Origin of the sequence: Streptomyces sp. NPDC086549 (assembly GCF_044746205.1) — a bacterium.
Classification (GTDB): domain Bacteria; phylum Actinomycetota; class Actinomycetes; order Streptomycetales; family Streptomycetaceae; genus Streptomyces.
Genome location: NZ_JBIVBS010000003.1, coordinates 538,498 through 552,566, shown reverse-complemented (window position 1 = coordinate 552,566; position 14,069 = coordinate 538,498). Strand labels below are relative to the sequence as shown.

Sequence of the window (14,069 nt, the reverse complement as noted above, 5' to 3'; positions counted from 1 at the left end):
GCGGTGGCCCTGAACAACACTTACGAAGCCAGGCTGGTCCAGCAGGAGCCCGCTGTGGGAGCGGGCATCCAGCTCCTGTTGCTGGCCCTGCTCGGCTCGGCGATCGGCATGGGGCCGGCCGGCTGGCTGACGGGACTTGCCTTCGCGATCGCGACGTGGGCGGTCCTGTCCCGGGCACTGCACCGCTCCCAACTGCGCTCCTTCGGCCCGGCGAACCGGGTCACCCTCGGCCGGGCGACGCTGGTCGGCGGGGTGACGGCGCTGGTCGCGGACTCCTTCGAGAGCTCGCCCCCGGTCACGCTGCTGGTCGCGCTGACGGCGGTGGCCCTGATCCTGGACGGCGTCGACGGCAAGGTCGCCCGCCGCACCGGCACGTCGACCGCGCTGGGCGCCCGGTTCGACATGGAGGTCGACGCGTTCCTGATCCTGGTGCTGAGCGTGTACGTGTCGACGCAGCTCGGGCCGTGGGTGCTGCTGATGGGCGGTATGCGGTACGCGTTCGTCGCCGCGGCCCGCGTCGCGCCCTGGCTGAACGCGCCGCTGCCGCCGTCCTTCGCCCGCAAGACGGTCGCCGCGACCCAGGGCGTCTGCCTGCTGCTGGCGGGCTCCGAACTGCTGCCGCACGTCGCCAACCTGGCCGTGGCGATGCTGGCGCTGGGTTCGCTGCTGTGGTCGTTCGGGCGGGACGTGCTGTGGCTGTGGCGGACGTCGCGGACGTCCCGGGTCATCGAGGAGGCACCCGCCAGGGAGATGCTGGAACTCGTCACGCAGTGACGCTCCTGCTTGCTCCTGCCTTGCTTGCTCCTGCTTGCGCGAAGGGCCCGGATCGGCAACCGATCCGGGCCCTTCGCGTTGCGCGTGCGGCCGTTACGAGCGAGCGGACCGTCCGCGTACGATCGCGAAGGCCGCGGCCGCCAGCCCCAGGACGCCGACGATCAGCCCGGCGATGCCGAGGCCGCGGGCGGTGGAGTCACTGGAGTCCGAGGCGGCTTGCGAGGAACCGCTCTTGGTGTCGCCGTCCTTCGTGGCCGACGTGGTGGAAGTCTCGCTGTCGCCGGCCGTGAGCTTGAGCACCGGTGCGGGGTTCTCCGACTCCTCCTCCCCGCCCTGCTCGATCCAGCGGGCGACCTTGCCGTCGGAGTAGGTCTGGAGGGTCTTGAAGGACAGCTCGTCGGCGTCCCCCGGCAGCTGCCCGAAGGCGACGTCGAAGTCCTCGTACTCGCCGGCCCCGATCTTGCCGCCGGTCCAGGTGATCTCGGAGACGGCCTCGCTGATGGTCCCGTCGTCGGTCTTGACCGGCGTCTTGAGCTTGGTGGTGGTCACCTTGGCGGTCCAGCCGTCCCGCGGGTGGACGAGCACTCCGAGGACGGGGTGGTCGGTGGGCAGGAAGACCTGGACCTTGGTGGTGCTCGCGCTGTCCTCCTCGTTGGGCACCCGGAAGGTCAGCAGGCCGTCCGTGGCTCCCTTGGCGTAGCTCTCGGGGTGGACGGTCACGTGCGCCGAGGCGATACCCGCGGCGGCGAGGACTCCGGCGGCGGCGAGGGCGGTGACGGTCGCGGCGCGGCGCAGGGTGGTTCGGTTCCTGGACATGGCAGACATGGCAGACATGGGTGAGTGGATCTCCGTACGTACTGAAGAGCGTGATGGGGGGTCAGATGGTGTACGGGATCAAGGCAGGCGGTCCGCGGCGCCGCACCGCGTGCCGCAACAGGAGCTGCCGCAGCGGGCCGGCCTCGGCGTGCGCCCGCCCGGGGCCGCCGGCAGGCGCGGGTAGCGGAACAGGAGCGCCCCGCCGCCAGGACACCACGAGCAGGGGCACGAACGCGGCCGCCCGGCGCAGCAACGACCACAGGGCGGCCTCCCCGCGCCGCAGCCACCAGGAGGCGACGAGTGCTGCGAGGAGGTGGGCGGCCGTGGCGGGCGTGGACATCTCGCGGGCGTGTGCCAGGGCGGCCGCGGCAAGCCCGAAGAGGCTGTGCGCAGGGCCCACGGCGACTTCGGCATGACCGTCCATGGACACCGTCCGCGTGCCGCGCGCGGATCCGGCCGCGTGCGGATGGGCGACGTCGAAGGCGATGTGCAGACCCGCCTGAGTGGCGAGCATGGCCGCCCCGATCCCCGGCAGGGACCGCTCCCGCCCGCCGAGCAGCCACCCGGCGAGGAAGACACCGAGGAACCCGGCGCCGTCCGCCCACACCGGCGGCATGTCACCGGTGGCGAACCGGTGCCCGGCGGCAGCCAGCAGCACGCACACGGCGGCGAACACCGCGGCGCGCAGGCTCCGTACCGCCGGGGATGCGCTCATGGTCGGGGATCCTCCCACGGAGAAGGTATACGTGAGGCGAGGGTCCCTTTGTTCAGGGCGGATGCACAGGGGAGGGCGTGTCGGGGGGGCGGTACGGCGCCGGCCCGTCACACCGTCACTCGAACCGCCCCGCCGCCTGTCCCCACGCCCGGCCTACACGAAGACCCAGCTCCGTTCGACCTTGGCCAGTTTCACGAAGCGCCCCTTCTGTGCCACCCACGGGTACGGGGTGCGCAGACGGGTCAGGTCGTCCATGGAGACAACCATGGCGTCGAGCTGCTGTGCCACGCTCAGAACGGCCTGGGGCGAGGAAGACGGAACGGTCACGACCAGTCCTTCCTCGATCGCCTTGTCGAGGACGGATTGCTCGTCGTACTCGACGGCGTCGACCAGGTCGGTCCCGATGACGGTCACGACATGCCGGTCGTTGAAGCGACGCCTGATCTCCGCCAGTGCTGAACCCAGCAACCGCATGCTCGGGGCGCGCGGGGAGGCAGGGGTGCGTCCGGCCGTCATGATGCCCCGGCCGTCGACCACCAGGACGGGAGTGTCGCCGCCTCCGGTCTCCTCCGCCTCGTTCTCCTCCCGGAGCGGCGGCGTCTCCACGTGAGGTGAGGGCGCCGGGACGGCGGCGGCACTGCGGGCTCTTCGATACGTCGCAGGAGCCGCTCCAACTCCCTGCCGAGTCCTTGCGCGATGGGTGTGCCGTCGGGACCGAAGCAGTCCAGTTCCTCGTCGAGGATGACGGTGCCCGCGTGACGGGACTTGGCGTGGATCTTGAGGATGCCGCTGCGGTCGTAGTGGTAATCGACGTCGAACACGTTGCTCGACGGCTCGGCGTTGGGCTGGGGAACCGGCAGCTCGAGTCGGGCCAGCGGAAACGTCCGTTCGTCGTCCGCGGCGCGCTGTCCGTCCCCCTCGACGATCTCGAGGATCACCTTCGAGGCCCCGCGGACGGCGGGCATGGCGCTTCGGGTTCCGCGTGCGGGCAAGGTCGAGTATCTGGGGATCAAGGTGGCGAAGCCACGCCGTCCGCCCGCCTCGAAGGACAAGCCGAGGTCGTGACTCGTGGCCACCGAGATCGTCGTCTCCGGGATAAGTCCGTCGATCTCGGCCGCCGTGATGGCAGCGCCCCTGGCCACCGCCGTCATCGGCTTGCACAGCCGGGGGTCGACCACCTCTCTGCCCAGAGCCCGTTCGACTTCGCGCCGTACCAGCGGGATCTGCGAAGTGCCACCGATCATCAACACGGCGTCCAGGTCGTCCGCGGTGAGGCCCACATCCTGCAGACACTCCTCCAAGGGGACCAGCGCACGGCGCACCAAGGGCTGCACGGCCTCCTCGAACTCCTCCCGGTTGATCACCACCGGTGCGAGGCCACCCAGAGGCTCGAAGAGCACCTGGTCCGTCCCAGGCTGGGACAGCACAATCTTCGTCAGTTCGACGTGCCGTCTCCAGCGGCGGGCTTCCTGCCGGGTCAGTCTGCCCGAATGGCTGCCCAGTTTGGACATCACCAGTTTCACGAGTTCCTCGTCGAACTCCAGGCCGCCGAGCGCGGTGATGCCGCGCGACGCCATCTCGTCGAAGATGCCGTCGTAATGCTCGAGCACGGTGACGTCGATCGTGCCGCCGCCCCAGTCGAAGACCAGGAACCTGCCTTCGCCGGGAAAGTCGTGGGCGTAGCTGATGGCTGCGGCCGTCGGTTCGTTGATGAGTGCCTTGACCTTGATGCCCGCGAGCCGTGCCGCGGCCCGGGTCCGGTAGCGCGCGGCCCCGGTGGCGTTCGCCGGGACCGTGACGACCGCTTCTTCCATCTCCCGCAGGTTCCGGCGCACGCCGGCCCTCATCTGGTCGAAGAGGGCAGCGGCCACGGCAGTGCTGCGGAACGGTTCGTCGCCCAGCCAGACCTCGTGCTCCTCCGGGACGCTGCCTGCGGGTGCGAGATCGTCCTCGTCCATGGCTCGCGGCCGCGAGGCGAGCATCCGTTTGACCGCGTCCTGCGGCTCAGCCGTCTCGCACTTGGCGGACCAGCCGAAGCACAGCGTGCGCTGGATGTCCCGCAGCGAGACCACGGACGGGAACAGTTCGTCGAAGCCGGGCCGGTTCCATTCCGCGGGCAGGGCCGCGGAGTCCACCCGGATCACCTCAGTGCCGCTGCCCGTCCAGCGCGCGACGACGGAATTGCTCGTACCGAAGTCGATACCGAAGGTCATTCCCTCTCCCCTCCCTCGGATCCGGTGACGGTGTCAACGGGTACGCGCCTCATCTCACCCCGCTGAATGACGCGGCCGGAGCGGGTGTCCGTGTAGGCGGGAGCCAGAACCTCGTACCTGGTGCTGCCCGCGTGCTCCGCCGGGTTGACCAGGTTGAAGCAGTCGGGGTCCGGTTCGGTGACGCGGGTCAGGCCGGAACGGCGCATCTCCTCCTCCACACGCAGTCTGACGGCGCTGATGTGTCCTGCCGTCTGAGCCGTGCGGTCGATCAGGGCCAGTTGGGCCAGATGCTCCTCGTGCACCCGCGTTGCGTTGAGGACAGCCGTGCGCAGCGCCTCGTCCACGGCGGCCTGGACCGCCTGCTGGACGAGTGTGCCCATCTTCCCCGCGGTCGACTGCGCTCCCGCGATCGCCGCGTCGAGTTCGGCCGTGAGCCTCCGGCCGACCTCCTGGGCGGCGCTGGCGCCCGCCTTCATCGCCGCCCGGTCCACCTTTGCCGCGATCTTGTCGCTGAGGACGCGGAACATCACCTCGGGGTCCGACCGGGGGTCCACCAGTGGTGCGGCTTCGACGGTCGCGGCCGACCGGTCTTCGACGCGTTCGTCGTGGGCCCGGCCTCGCGTGCGTTCCGTCGGCTTCTTCCCCGAAGCGGTGTCTTGGTTGCGGGCGGCCCGCTGTTCCCCGTCGTACGGCCGAGCGCGCCGCGTACCGCTATTGACCGGCTTGGGGCGCACCCCTTCGAACTCCGGAATACGCCGAGGCTCGGCGGCGGGCTTGTGCGGCTTCTTCTGCGGGGGCATCAGTGGTCGTTCCTCAGTCTCGCGGCACAGCGGCCGATGATCTCCTGTGCCGCCTGGTCGGCGGTCCAGGACTTTTCCTGCTCGGTGCTGGGAGGGGTACGGCGCGCCAGCAGGCGGGGCCCGGGGTGGAGCAGTTCGCCCCGGGCATCGGGCACCCACAGAAACTGCTCGTCCAGGGGCAGTTCGTAGAGCGCCTCCCCCTCATCGCCCAGGCGTCGCGCCGTCTCGATGCGCCGGATGCGGTCCTTGGCGCCATTGATGTACTCGAGCTGCTCCGGCGGCACTTGCCGGCGCAGGTCTCGCCAGCCCTGCCCCCACTCGCTGGAGCCGTGTTCGACGCAGAGAGTGAAGTAGGGGTTGAGGACGTCGTGCGGCTTGCTCTTGAACCGCAATGCCTGGAGCAGTTCGCTGAGCGCGTGCATCCGGCGCCGCTGCTCCCCGTCCACTCCCCCTCGCCGTCTGCCCCCACGCTTGAGGATGTCCTCGAGAAGACCGACTCCCTTGTCGAGCCGGTCCCGGTCGCCCGGACGCGCGTGCAGATAGGCCAGGTATGCCTGCACCGCCCGCGCCTCCCGGTCGGCGGCGCCGGCGACTCCTCGGGATTCCGGATTCCGCAAGGCCGCGGCCTGCTGCAGGGTCGCCCGTACCACACGGTCCGTGTCCTGCAGTTCGCAGGCCATGGCCCAGTGCACGTCGTCCAGGAGCCGGTACAGCCGCCGGGTGCCGGCCCAGTGGTGAAAGGCCGTAGCGCCGTAGACGAGACGCCCGTCGGGAAGGCAGTCCTCCAGCAGTCCGAACAGCGAGCGATCGTGGCCGAGACGGGTGTCCACCCCTCCGCCCTGCCGGATGCGCCGCAGGGACAGCACCAGGTCGGCGAGGTCGTGGGGCAGTTCCTCACACTCGGCCGACTGGATGGTGTCCAGTACGGAGGTCTCACCGCTGAGCAGTGCCGAGCGCAGGCTCCACTCATCGTGGCGTCCGTCGACGGGTTCGACCGTGCCGCCCGCGGTCAGGATGCGGCGGCACGCCTCGCCCTGCCAGTCGAGAGCCTCGATGTCGCCGTCGTCGAGACGTGCGGGGTCGAGGCGTGCTCGCACGTACCGGACACGCTCCGTCTGCTCCGGCCAGGTGTGCGGCGCATCGTTCACGCGAAGGCCGCCTACGTGGCTTCGTAAGCGAGTTCAGCCAGGGAGAGTGCCTGCTTCAGAGTCTCGGCATCGCGGATCTGGATGCTCACTCTGTACTGGCGGTGACCTGTGGTGAGCGGATAGGCGTCAGGGGCCACCTCTTCGATCGCCTCGCCATGTTGCAGACGGAAGTTGATCACCCCCGTCGAGGCGAAGGCGTAGGCGAAGCCGCCGTACTGGCTGCCCTTGCGGCGGAGCCGGAGGTAGCCGGAGTAGTCGAGCGGATCACCTTCCTGCCACGTCTTGCGCTTGATGCCGTGGACCCCGACGCTCGCCCAGGAGCCGGCTTCCGCCAAGAAGTCGATGAACTGCTGGGCGGCGGGATTGAAGGCGAGCTGTGCCTTCACGGTGTCCTGGCCCTCCTCCGCGACCCCTGGCACCTCACCCTCGATGAGCCATCCGAAATCCACCTCGTCGTCGCTATCGGGATGCACTGTCACCAAGGGTTTCCGGCCAGAAGCGCCAGCCATGCCGGACTGATGCTGGACGAGGTGGCGAACCAACTCGGATGCGTCCAGCTCTTCCGGTGTGCCTTCGAAGCAAACATAGGTGAGCTTCACGAAGTCCCCCCTGATTGTCGTGCCAACTGCGCTGGTGACGACACGCTACTGAAGTCAGCCGGGCTCTGGCGGCCGTACGACGGATCGCGACATCCCTGTCCGTGAAGAACGCGTATGGAGTCGGCGGGGCAACGGAACCATGCCTGAGGGAGGCCGAAAACGATCAGGGTCAACCTGGTTCTGCACTAGCGTGTGCCTTGCTGCGCACCTTCCCGGAGGGTACGTCGGCGGCGTTCAGCGCCGGTCCTCTGCCGTGGCTGGCGAGTGGTTTCCATCGCGTATTGCTCGCGGTGTGAGTGCGGATGCCCGGTAGGGCGATCCCTGCCATTCCCAGCTCACGCCAAGGAGTGGTTGCATGAACCCCGTTGAGTACAAGCCTGCGCGTCGTATCTGGCTTCGCAAGATGCTGGTCGACGTCGCCGTAGGAGTCGTTGCCAATCTTGTGGTAGCGGCTCTGACCGCGGCAGCGAGCCTGCTCTTCTGACGCAGGCATGTGGCGGGCCCGAGGAGCCCGCCACTCCGCATTCTCAGCGGCGCACGTCAGAACAGCCTTGGCTCAGGCGGTTTCTGGCCGCCCGGATCCTGCCGTCTTCTGCGGGACCGTCGCCCTCGCCGGGGCCTGGGCAGATGCGGGACGCGTGCTTCCTGTGGAAGGTTCTCCCAAGTGGGGCGCAGCCCGTGGATCTCGACTTCGCCCACGAGTTCCTTCAGATAGGTCCGAGTCTCCTCATCCGTTGAGTAGAGCACCGTGGCACGGCTCGCCCTTGTCATCAGTACGTGATAGGCGTGACGGACGAGCCGAGCGAATTCCTGGTCGTCGACGCTCCCGGCCTTCACCTTCGGGTCGAACGATCCGCGCACGGCGACGCGCTTGACTCCCGAGTCCGAGTCCGCGCGCTCCTTGCCTCGACGGAACACCCACCGATCGCCCCGCCGCACCATGTCGTCACCCATGATCACGCCGCACCAGTCCCACTCGAGACCCTGCGCCGTGTACACACAACCGATCTGATTCAGCCCGTTCTCGTGTACGGACCAGATCTTCGACGGTGGTGCGTCGTTCTCACAGAAGCTTTCGCTGTCCGCGTTCCACGGACGGTGCCAATCACCGATGCGCACGTCCGCCTCAAGTCGCTTCTCATCGCCCAAAGGTTTCGTCCAAGGCCAGCAATAGCCTGCCACCATGCGCGCGGAGGCGCCTGCAAGAGCTTCGGTACGAATGATCTGTTCGAGATCCTCCGGGCTGTCCGCCACCTCGATGTGCATCAAACCGTCCGGCCGCCACTTCCACGGCCGGGCGTCCGACACACCCAGCACGTCGCGGACCCAACGGATGTAGGAATCACTCCCGCCGCAACGGAACTGTTCGCGGAGGCCGTATCGTGCCAAGTGAGCGTTGTGCCGTCGCGCCGCGTCCTTGATGACGCCGACGGTACCGACTTCGTTCGGCCGCACGGACTGACCTTCGTCCAGGAAGAACACCGTCAGGCGAGACGCATGGAGAAGCTCGTCCACCTGGGGTTGCTTTCCCTGCTGCTCGGGTTTCCAGAAGCGGCTGGTCGAGCGGTCCCGCAAGCGGTGCGCCTCATCGCAGATGAGCACGTCCAGAGGCGGATCCGGTGGGGTGACGAAGCTGCTGAAGTAGGTGAATGTCTCCCTGAACTCCCGGTCCCCGTAACCCACATGTTCCTGGATCGCGCCGTTGAAGGCACGGCTGCCGCTGGCGTATTTGACCGTCCTGCCCTGTGCTTCCAGCTCCGCCTTGATCTGAAGACCGATCGCGCTCTTGCCGGTCCCGGCGCCGCCTGTCACCAGGAAGACGACGCGGCGCTCATCGGGCACCAGGGCTGGATACCGCGGATCGGGCAGGACCTTGGCAGCTGTCTCCAGGATCTGATCGGCCACTTCCTTCTGGCGCCCGCGCAGCGTGAACACCGTGTCCTCTCCGCGCGACCAGATCATGGCGTCGAGCAGAGGTGTGTTGCGCAGGCCCATGCCGCGTAGGAGCATTTCAGCAGCGGAGGCGCTGCCATCCTCTGCAAAGTTCCTCCGGAGGTCGGCGATCAGCCTGTCGCGCCCGTCGTTCGTGTATATACGGGCGTAAGCGCCCGTTGGCGCATCCACGTCCATCAAAGGCCGCACGGATGCATCAGTGGCGTTGTGCAAGTAGGCGAAACCACCGCACTCGAAGTCGAGTCCGCGCAGCGGGCCTCTGCCGCTCGTGAACGCTTCGTAGTACTGGCGCAGTTGCAGGGCAGGGTGCTTCTTGTTGTCCATTCCCGGTACTTGCACCAGCTCCGCTGTGGCCTGTTCCACCCTGGTCACCGTCGACCAGCGTTTCAGCTCCACGAGTTGCACCGACAAGGTGCGCTCTCTCGGATGCTGGCCCACGAGAACGACATCGATGAGCCTTGGGTCACCCGGGCGCTCGCTCTCGTCGACCGTGGCGGCGCATTCGACGATCATCTCCACATTGCCACGACCTGCCGCAACCAGATCGTTGGCAAGACTCACCAAGCTCTCCGCCCAGGCGGAGCGCTCGCTGTCCGATGCGTCCTTGCCACGGAAGTGTTTCCATCTGGCGGCCAGATGGGGCACCATGCGGCGTCTTGAGTCCAGAGTGAGCAGATCCTGCGCCGCCAACTTCAGCAGGAGCATGGACACGAGATGGTTCCCCCAAAGCACGAGTGACTCGTGCGGGTGGGGGCGTGTCCTTGAGGAAGCCCGTCGGGCCGCAACCGGTACGGCGATCTTAGGAATCGTTGCGCCCAGTTGAAAAACGGCGCGCCTGATGTCGGCGTGAACTGCAGGTATCGTGGCCGAATCACTCAGGCCATGCTTGGCATTTCGCACTGAAGGTCATGGCTCCCGGCAATCCGGACGCATCCTTCACCAAAGTCGCTAAAAAGGAAGAATTGATGGGCTATCCGTTTTGATCCACCCTGACGACTCCTGTGGGCCTGGTCGTCCGATCACGCCATGGCAGGCTCACGCTCCGGCTGGCTGCCCGCCAGCTCCCGCAGCTTGTTCCGTGTCTCCGGATCCGTCGAGTACACGATCGTGCCGATCATGCCCCGGGTCAGCAGCACCTTGTAGGTGTTTCGGATCAGGCGGTCCACGTCGGCGTCGGAGGTCGACTTCTTGAAGACCGGGTCCTTGGACTGCGTGCGGTCCGTGATCCAGCGGTCTCCGCGCCAGACAAGGTCGGGGCCGATGATCACGCCGGACCAGTCGTACTCGAAGCCCTGTGCGGTGTAGACGCAGCCGATCTGGCCGAAGCCGGCCGGGTCGGTGGCCCACAGGGCGGACGGCGGTGCCCCGGAGATCGAGCGCTCGCCGCGCAGGTTCCAGGGGCGGGCCCAGTGGCCGATTACCACGTCGGCAGGAAGGGGATCGCCGGGCTTGGGTTCCGGGGACCAGGGCCAGCAGTAGCCGGCCGACATGCGGGCGCCGTAGCCCTGGGCCCGGCGGGCCTCCAGGAACGCCTCCATCTCACCGGGGCTGTCGGCGACCAGCAGCTTCATGCGGTCGTCGGGTTCCCAGACCACCGGCCCACCGGACTGCAGGCCGAGGAGGCGCACCACCCACCGCAGATACGCGTCGCTGCCGCCGCAGCGGAACTGGCTCTCCAGCGGTACGACATGGCACTCGAGGCCCTGGGCCGCCGCGGCCGCCTTGATGTCTTCCACCGTGCCCATCTCGCCGGGGCGGACGACCTGGTGTTCGTCGAGGAGGAAGACGGGGACGCGGGCGACATCGATGAGTTCGTCGACCTGCCGCTTGCTGGTGCGGTGGGCCGCGGGTGTGTAGCGGTTGGCGGAGGTTTCGCGGATGCGGTGGGCCTCGTCGCAGATCAGAACGTCAAGGGAGTTCTGCTCGGCCGTCATGAAACTGTTGAAATACTTGAAGAGGTCCTGCACCTCGCGTTTGCGAGTGCCCGCCACCTTGCGCATCGTCTTGGTGAACGACTGAGAGCCCGTGGCGTGCAGGGCCGGGACTCCCTGCCGATACAGTTCGCCGAGCAGGGAGAGTGCGATGACGCTCTTGCCAGTGCCGGGGCCGCCGGTGACGACCACGACCTCCTTGTGGTTGGACTGCTTGGCCTTGCGTACCGCGTTGAGCACCATGCGGTACGCCACCTGCTGCTCGTCCAGGAGCACGAACTGCTCTCGCTCGCGCACCTCCTGGGCCGCGACGGACATCAGCTGCTTCGACGGGACCGTCCTGCCTGACTGGAGTTCGTCTGCCGCGTGGGCGCCGGGCACCTTCGCGCTGAGTTTGGCGCGGAGGTAGTCGATGAACTCGCCGCGCCGCTCACCGGTGAACATCTGCCCGCCGTCGTCGAGTTCGATCGCCCGGAGACCGCCCACGCCGAACTCCGTGGCGTTGTGCAGATAGGCCACGCCACTGACCCTGCCCGGGTGCTCGGCCACCGCGCCGTTGAAGTTGACCAGATATTCGCAGTAGCGGCGTACCTGCTCTATCGGGTTGAGGACCGGATGCGCGTAGGCGTCGATCCGGCACAGCGCCGGGTCATCCTCGTCCGGCTCGGCCTGGCTCCACTGCTTCAGCTCGACGACGACGTACGACGGCTCACCCGTGGCCGGGTGCACTCCGGCGAGGACCGCGTCGGCGCGCTTGCTGTTCAGCGGCAGCGCGTACTCCAGCATCACCTCGACATCGGCAAGGCCTGCGTCGTTGATCGCGGCAGCCAGGGCAGGGATGCTCCGTTCCCAGGAGCGGACCTCGGCGGCGCCGGGTCGGTAGCCGTGCATGTGGACGAACTGCTCGGTGAGGTGGAGGTAGAGCGAACTGTCGAGCGCTCTCGCGGCGATCGTTTGCGCGGACTCGCGGAACAGCAAGAGCTTCCCCCAGGCAGCACGAACTGACTCGTGCGGGTGGGGGCATGTCCTTCGAGACTCCGCCGAGGCGGAGCGGAAGCCCGTCGGGCCGCTATGACGATGTGATCAAGCGTACCTGGCCCCTGGTCGGGGCGGCAGGGGCGGATGCCGGAGGGATCGGGCGCCCGTAGGCCCCCATCCCTCCGGCCCCTTGCCGCCGGGTCCTCTCACCCCTTCTGCTCCACCCGGATCATCCCTTCTGCTCCACCCGAACCCAGTCCACCTCCGCCCGCACTCCCCCACCAGCAACCCGATCCACACTCGACTGCGGCAGACCCCAGTAAGGACTCGTCACCTTGTTCCAGCCGACCGGGTAGGCGCCGCCGAGGGCGAGGTTGAGGATCACGTACTGGTTGTGGTCGTAGACCCACTGGCCGCGGGTGGATTCGAGCTTGTTGCGGGTGATCTCCTGGACCACGTGGTCGTCGACGGAGAAGCGCATCAGCGTCGGTGTCCACTCCACCGCATAGGTGTGCCACTGGTCGGCCGAGCCGCCGTTCGGGTAGGTCTGGCGGGCGCCGATGTTGCCGTCGGCGGAGTAGCCGGGGCCGTGGAGGGAGGTGCTCGTCCAGTCGGGGTAGCCGATGTTCTCCATGATGTCGGTCTCGCCGGAGGCGGGCCAGGACACGGACGGGTCGTCGACGTTGCTGCCGAGCAGCCAGAAGGCGGGCCAGAAGCCGTCGCCGACGGGGAGTTTCATGCGGGCGCTGACCCTGCCGTTCGTGAAGTCGAAGTGGGTGTGGGTGTCGATGCGGCCGGAGGTGAAGTCGTAGGTGCCGCCGCCCACCTGTGTGCAGCCCTTGCAGTACTTCGCGCCGAGGATCAGACTGCCGTTCTCCGTGCGGACGTTGTCCGTCGAGTCGACGTACGCCTGTGACTCGCCGTTGACCGGGCCCATGTCCGTGCCGGTGCGTACGACCCGCCACTTGGAGCGGTCGAGCGAAGCTCCGGTGAAGTCGTCGAAGAACGTCGTGCGGTACGTGCCCTGTTGGTCCGCCGGCAGGGCGGGGTAGGCCGCCGACGCGCTGCCGCCGGTGCCCCAGACCTGGAACTCGTAGAGGGAGTAGCCGAACTGGGCCGTGTAGGGCGCCGGGTTGTAGAAGGAGCGGCGCTCCTTGCCGAGCATGCGGACGTAGCGGCCGGTCGCCGGGGTCGGAAGGGCCACCGTGTCGTGCAGGCCCGTCGCCTCCGACGGGGACTTGACGTTCGCTCGGCGGGCGGCGACCTCGGCGGCCGAGGACTGGTAGACCGTGCGCCAGGTGCGGTTGTCGTCGGAGACCTGGAGCTGGTAGTCGACGGCGTACGCCGCCTCCCAGTACAGGTCCACCGAGGAGATCGTGGACGTGGCGCCCAGGTCCACGGAGATCCAGCGGTCGGCGTTCCAGTCGCTCGACCAGCGGGTCGTGTCGTCCTTGAGGTTCGCGGGCCAGCCGCCGTCCGTGGCGAACGCCGGTGAGTTTCCGGCGTGTTGGTAGTAGTTCGAGTACGCGGGGTGGTTCAGGGCGAGGTTGGTGCGGGTCGTGGAGGCGGGGGCCGGTTCGCCGCCGTACACCCTGAAGGACCAGAGCGAGTAGCCGTAGGGGGTGGCTCGTTCGATGCCGCGCAGGCGGATGTAGCGGCCGGTGACCTCCTGCGGGTAGGTGTGCGCGGTGACCGAGCCGCCGGTGCCGTCGGTCTCGGTGTAGAAGGGGGTCCAGTCGGTGCCGTTGCGGGACGCCTCCAGGACGTACCGCTTGCCGTACGCCGCCTCCCAGTCCAGGACCACCCGGTCGACGCGGATCGTCGTGCCGAGGTCGAGGCGGATCCAGGCGTCGTCCGCGAAGTTGCTGGACCAGCGGGTCGCGCCGTCCGAGTCGAAGGCCAGGCCCGGTGTGGTGCCGGCGTTCTCGCTGCCGGAGGCGGTGACCGCGGCCGGGTTCGCGGCGTAGGCGGTGGCCGCACGGTCGGTGTCCCAGGCCGCGGCCACGGGGGCGGAGGGGGCGGCCGGGGCTGCGAGCGCCGGGCTCGCACCGAGGAACGCCAGCGTCGCGAGCGCGCTCAGGAGCGTGTGTGAAGTGCGGGTGCGGGTGCGGGTGCGGGTGCGGGATGCCATGCGGCTCTCCT

At 68.3% G+C, this 14,069-nt stretch carries 12 protein-coding genes; 2 read left to right on the top strand and 10 right to left on the bottom strand.

Annotated features, from left to right (window positions below):
- Positions 1–3 precede the first annotated feature (3 nt).
- The gene (locus ACIPSA_RS13435; RefSeq protein WP_402633051.1) at positions 4–774 is read left to right on the top strand and encodes a CDP-alcohol phosphatidyltransferase family protein; all 771 of its coding nucleotides are present in this window, start codon (positions 4–6) and stop codon (positions 772–774) included.
- Positions 775–867: 93 nt separating this feature from the next.
- On the opposite strand, the gene ACIPSA_RS13430 is transcribed toward ACIPSA_RS13435, so the two are convergent.
- The 7 genes from ACIPSA_RS13430 to ACIPSA_RS13400 all read right to left on the bottom strand — a co-directional run bounded on the left by ACIPSA_RS13430 (position 868) and on the right by ACIPSA_RS13400 (position 7,065).
- Positions 868–1,590 (bottom strand): YcnI family protein, encoded by a 723-nt coding sequence (locus tag ACIPSA_RS13430; protein ID WP_402633048.1) that lies wholly within the window; start codon positions 1,588–1,590, stop codon positions 868–870.
- A gap of 61 nt (positions 1,591–1,651) precedes the next feature.
- Positions 1,652–2,305, bottom strand: a complete 654-nt coding sequence (locus ACIPSA_RS13425) for a hypothetical protein (protein ID WP_402633045.1) — start codon at positions 2,303–2,305, stop codon at positions 1,652–1,654.
- Between the two features lie 153 nt (positions 2,306–2,458).
- Positions 2,459–2,842 carry a hypothetical protein gene (locus ACIPSA_RS13420; protein WP_402633043.1) on the bottom strand — a complete coding sequence of 128 codons (384 nt, stop codon included), beginning with the start codon at positions 2,840–2,842 and terminating at the stop codon, positions 2,459–2,461.
- On the bottom strand, positions 2,818–4,518 hold the full coding sequence (locus ACIPSA_RS13415; protein ID WP_402633041.1) for an Hsp70 family protein: 1,701 nt from the start codon (positions 4,516–4,518) through the stop codon (positions 2,818–2,820). Before ACIPSA_RS13415 ends, ACIPSA_RS13420 begins: the two co-directional genes overlap by 25 nt.
- Positions 4,515–5,318 (bottom strand): hypothetical protein, encoded by an 804-nt coding sequence (locus ACIPSA_RS13410; RefSeq protein ID WP_402633038.1) that lies wholly within the window; start codon positions 5,316–5,318, stop codon positions 4,515–4,517. The genes ACIPSA_RS13415 and ACIPSA_RS13410 overlap by 4 nt, the downstream gene beginning before the upstream one ends.
- Positions 5,318–6,466: a hypothetical protein gene (locus ACIPSA_RS13405; RefSeq protein ID WP_402633035.1), complete on the bottom strand. Its 1,149-nt coding sequence runs from the start codon at positions 6,464–6,466 to the stop codon at positions 5,318–5,320. Before ACIPSA_RS13405 ends, ACIPSA_RS13410 begins: the two co-directional genes overlap by 1 nt.
- Before the next feature lie 11 nt (positions 6,467–6,477).
- Positions 6,478–7,065: a hypothetical protein gene (locus ACIPSA_RS13400; protein ID WP_402633033.1), complete on the bottom strand. Its 588-nt coding sequence runs from the start codon at positions 7,063–7,065 to the stop codon at positions 6,478–6,480.
- Between the two features lie 355 nt (positions 7,066–7,420).
- On the opposite strand from ACIPSA_RS13400, the gene ACIPSA_RS13395 reads away from it, so the two are divergent.
- Positions 7,421–7,549 (top strand): DUF6408 family protein, encoded by a 129-nt coding sequence (locus ACIPSA_RS13395; RefSeq protein WP_402633031.1) that lies wholly within the window; start codon positions 7,421–7,423, stop codon positions 7,547–7,549.
- 56 nt (positions 7,550–7,605) lie between these two features.
- Here the strand turns inward: ACIPSA_RS13395 and ACIPSA_RS13390 are convergent, their stop codons facing one another.
- The 3 genes from ACIPSA_RS13390 to ACIPSA_RS13380 all read right to left on the bottom strand — a co-directional run bounded on the left by ACIPSA_RS13390 (position 7,606) and on the right by ACIPSA_RS13380 (position 14,058).
- The gene (locus ACIPSA_RS13390) at positions 7,606–9,723 is read right to left on the bottom strand and encodes a DUF2075 domain-containing protein (protein ID WP_402633775.1); all 2,118 of its coding nucleotides are present in this window, start codon (positions 9,721–9,723) and stop codon (positions 7,606–7,608) included.
- A 314-nt stretch (positions 9,724–10,037) separates the two neighbouring features.
- The gene (locus ACIPSA_RS13385) at positions 10,038–11,927 is read right to left on the bottom strand and encodes a DNA/RNA helicase domain-containing protein (RefSeq protein ID WP_402633028.1); all 1,890 of its coding nucleotides are present in this window, start codon (positions 11,925–11,927) and stop codon (positions 10,038–10,040) included.
- A gap of 229 nt (positions 11,928–12,156) precedes the next feature.
- Positions 12,157–14,058: a discoidin domain-containing protein gene (locus ACIPSA_RS13380; protein WP_402633026.1), complete on the bottom strand. Its 1,902-nt coding sequence runs from the start codon at positions 14,056–14,058 to the stop codon at positions 12,157–12,159.
- Between the last annotated feature and the right edge of the window lie 11 nt (positions 14,059–14,069).